We start from the raw sequence: 4054 nt of genomic DNA, 5'->3' as shown, positions 1-4054 counted from the left end.
CTATGGGAAAGATGCTCTTTGGTCTCCTAGTTATTTTGTTTCTTCTGTAGGAGGTGCAACCCTGGAAGTTCTTAAGTGCTATATTAAAGATCAAGAAAAGCCGTCGTAAAACGACGGGGTTTTAACCCAAATTTTCGATAATGTCGAGACAGCCACGCTCAAAAATCTAGAATCCTGACTGATAGCCTTTCTGAACGGAAACTTAGACGGTTTTCAGTCCGTCTGGGAGTACACTAGAAAATACCCATTTATTCCATCGAGCCGTTCATGATTATTTCCGTCGTAGCACTGAAGGGAGGGGTCGGGAAAACCACCACATCGATTCATTTGGCCGCCTATTTTCAGGAAAAAGCGCCCACCTTATTGATCGATGCGGATAAAAATCGTTCGGCTCTCCATTGGTCCCGGGAAGACACCCTTCCTTTTATGGTAGCGTCCCAAGCTGGAGCGACGGGACTGGTGAAACAATACACTCATATTATCGTCGATACCCAGGCCCGGCCAGAGCCAGACGAGCTAAAAGATTTAGCTCAGGGCAGCGATTTATTAATCCTACCCACCACTCCCAATCATCTCGATATCGATGTCACGATTAAAGCGGTAGAATTGCTGTCCACGATGACCGATAATTATCGAGTTCTTTTAACCCAAGTGGATTCACGGACAAAAACAGGACGAGAAGCGCGGAAAGCTCTAGAAGAAGCAAAATTACCCCTATTTAAGCGAGAAATTCCCCGTTTAGTTGCTTTTGAACGAGCGGCCGAAAAAGCAGTCATCGTCAAAGATTATCCCGACCCCCGGTCCAATTTCGGTTGGCTTTGTTACCAAGCGGTCGGTAAAGAAATTTTTGCCCTAATGACATAAATTGTTAAAAAAGTTAATATTAATATTTGTGTCATTTTTCCCCAAAAAGATACTTAATCTGCATGGGGACTTTTTGTAATCTTCCGTTAAGCGTTCACTCCTAAATCGGTAAAGTCTGAGACAATCAAAAAAGTCTGACTGTAGGAGAACCCTCTATGAAATTGGCCTATTGGATGTATGCGGGTCCCGCTCATATTGGCACTTTAAGGATCGCCAGTTCCTTTAAAAATGTTCATGCTATCATGCACGCTCCTCTGGGAGACGATTATTTTAACGTCATGCGCTCGATGTTGGAAAGGGAGCGTAATTTTACCCCCGTCACTACTAGTATTGTCGATCGTAATGTTTTAGCCCGGGGTTCCCAAGAAAAAGTCGTCGATAATATTGTTCGCAAAGATCGCGAAGAAAGTCCCGATTTAATCGTTTTAACTCCCACCTGTACCTCCAGCATTCTCCAAGAGGATTTACAAAACTTTGTCGAAAGAGCGCGACAGGATGCCGAGGGGGATGTGCTGCTGGCCGATGTCAACCACTATCGCTATAATGAACTACAAGCGGCCGATAAAACTCTCTATCAAATTATCAAATATTATCTCGATAAGGCCCAGAGAAAGGGGGAAATTATCTCGCAGAAAACCCCTAAACCTTCGGTTAATATTATCGGCATTACCACCCTCGGTTTCCATAACCAACATGATCGCACAGAATTAAAGCGGTTAATGGCAGATTTGGACATTGAAGTTAATGACATTATCCCCGAAGCTGCCTCCGTAGAAAACTTAAAAAATCTGCCCCGCGCTTGGTTTAATCTGGTTCCCTATCGAGAAGTGGGATTAATGACAGCCAAATATCTCGAAAGTGAATTCGCCATGCCTTACGTTGATATTACCCCCATGGGAGTGGTGGAAACAGCGCGCTGTATTCGCAAAATTCAAGAGGTAATTAATGCCCAAGGTGCGGCAGTAGATTACGAAGATTTTATCAATGAACAAACTCTGCATATCTCCCAAGCTGCTTGGTTTTCTCGTTCCATTGACTGTCAGAATTTAACGGGCAAAAAAGCGGTGGTTTTTGGTGATAATACCCACGCAGCCGCTATGACAAAAATTCTCGCCAGAGAGATGGGAATCCATGTGGTTTTAGCGGGGACTTATTGTAAGTATGATGCCGATTGGTTCCGGGAACAAGTGAGTGAATATTGCGATGAAGTGTTAATTAGCGATGATAATGGGGCGATAGGAGATGCTATTGCTCGGTTGGAACCGGCGGCGATATTTGGTACTCAAATGGAACGTCATGTGGGCAAACGTTTAGATATTCCCTGTGGAGTAATTGCCGCACCTATTCATATCCAAAATTTCCCCCTCGGTTATAAACCTTTCTTAGGTTACGAAGGCACTAATCAGATCGCCGATTTGGTCTATAATTCCTTTACTTTGGGTATGGAAGATCACCTATTAGAGATATTCGGTGGTCATGATACAAAAGAGGTAATTACTAAAGGTATCTCGGCAGATTCTGACCTAAATTGGAATAAGGAAGCGACGGCAGAATTACAGAAAATCCCCGGTTTTGTGCGGGGGAAAGTCAAACGAAATACCGAAAAATTCGCCCGGGAGCGAGGTATTGGTGAAATAACTTTAGAGGTAATGTATGCCGCTAAAGAATCTGTAGGAGCTTAATTATTCTTGGGGCTGAAATTTAACAGCATTCAGCCCTATTTTTTTATTTATTTGCTTAACCCCTGAAGTATTCTTTCCTCTACTCCTTTCCCCTGAATTAACACTCCAAATCCTCCTAAACCGGTGGGATTGATTAATTGATGTAAGGCATCTCGACGCTGAAATATAGTTAATATATCGATTTTTCCTTGAGAAAGTTGATTTAATCTATCCCCTAATCCCAAAGCCATTAAAAATAATCCTTGCTGAGTAAAACCGAGATTTTTTAAGCCTAATTTCTCCCCTTGACGTTGTAAAGCGGTAAAATCCACATGCGTGGTAATATCTTGTTCTCCCACCCACAAATAAGGATGATCATGACGCTGATGTTGTCGATAACATTGTAGGGTTCCTTGACTTCTTTGGGGATGATAATATTTTTCGGCAGTGTAACCATAATCTATGGTTAAGATATAACCTCGATCGAGTTTCCGATTAACCGTTTCTAACCAGTCTAAAGCTAATAAGTTTACCTCGGTTTGATAACCCTCCGGATAAAGTGGGGAAGGAATATTTATCCCCACTAAATCAAAATAGTCTTTGATGCTGTCGCTGGATAAATCTGCGATAATCTCCTGAAAAGGTTCCCCCAATTCCAGATAAATTTCTCGCAATTCCCCTGACTCAATCACAACTCGATGGACAGGAAAAGCATCGATTAACTCATTACTAAACACACAACCCACAAGGGAATTATCGGTCAAATTCGGCCAACTTTGCCAAGATACTGGGGAATATCCCGCTAAAGTTGCCTGTTGTCTTTCCCTGAGTTTCTGAGATTGTTCGATAATTATATAACTGAGATTTTGATAAAAATCAGCATAGTTATCACTTAAATAATCAAGGATATCTTTCGCTAAAATTCCCGAACCTGCTCCCACTTCCACTAAGGTAAATCCCGGCGAATTGCCTAAAAATGCCGCCATCTCGACAAATTGCTCTGCCAACAATTGACCAAAATCTGCTCCTAGGGACGAGGAAGTAAAAAAATCTCCTTTTGAGCCAATTTCTACTTTTCCAGAGGCGTAATAGCCATAATCGGGGTGATAGAGAGCTAAATCCATCCAGCGCTCGAAGCTAATTCGACCCGCTGCTGATTGTTTAATTTCCTCTAGGATGATTGCTTCTAAATTCATCTTAATCAGTAAACAGTAAACAGGTATAAAGATAAAGATAAAGATAAAGATAACTAATACTAAATCCGTTGAATATAGGCTACATAAGGGGAATAAATAATCAGTCTTTAATAACCAGATTTAGTATAACGGCTCTTCTAGGTTCTGTGTGATCAGTTTAACTTACATAGGATCGATCGATCTTTGTGTCCTTTGTGTCTGGTGTGGTTTCTTCCACCCCCTCGCTAGGAGAAATGTATCTTAGAATACATTTTACCCACCAAATCCAAGAGAGCCGTATAACTAACTAATTAGGGTTTGCTGAAAAAGTTTTTCGGTGGGGGTTGGGGGTTG

General features: G+C 41.9%; 4 protein-coding genes. 3 read left to right on the top strand and 1 reads right to left on the bottom strand.

The annotated features are described in order from the left end of the window. The 3 genes from IM479_RS20875 to bchB all read left to right on the top strand — a co-directional run. The coding region (locus tag IM479_RS20875; protein WP_287683537.1) for a transposase at window positions 1–109 on the top strand (109 nt) is incomplete at its 5' end. A 158-nt stretch (window positions 110–267) separates the two neighbouring features. Next, on the top strand, window positions 268–864 hold the full coding sequence (locus IM479_RS20870; protein WP_158199866.1) for a nucleotide-binding protein: 597 nt from the start codon (window positions 268–270) through the stop codon (window positions 862–864). A 155-nt stretch (window positions 865–1019) separates the two neighbouring features. Continuing rightward, on the top strand, window positions 1020–2546 hold the full coding sequence (gene bchB, locus IM479_RS20865; protein ID WP_286824703.1) for a ferredoxin:protochlorophyllide reductase (ATP-dependent) subunit B: 1527 nt from the start codon (window positions 1020–1022) through the stop codon (window positions 2544–2546). 47 nt (window positions 2547–2593) lie between these two features. Here bchB and IM479_RS20860 read toward each other — a convergent pair whose 3' ends face one another. Continuing rightward, window positions 2594–3721, bottom strand: a complete 1128-nt coding sequence (locus IM479_RS20860) for a class I SAM-dependent methyltransferase (RefSeq protein ID WP_287685969.1) — start codon at window positions 3719–3721, stop codon at window positions 2594–2596. Window positions 3722–4054: the final 333 nt, after the last annotated feature.

Source organism: Microcystis sp. M165S2, assembly GCF_020245885.1.
In the GTDB taxonomy this organism is placed as follows: domain Bacteria; phylum Cyanobacteriota; class Cyanobacteriia; order Cyanobacteriales; family Microcystaceae; genus Microcystis.
Note: the sequence above shows the minus strand (reverse complement) of the source record. Positions and strands in the feature narration are given on the sequence as shown.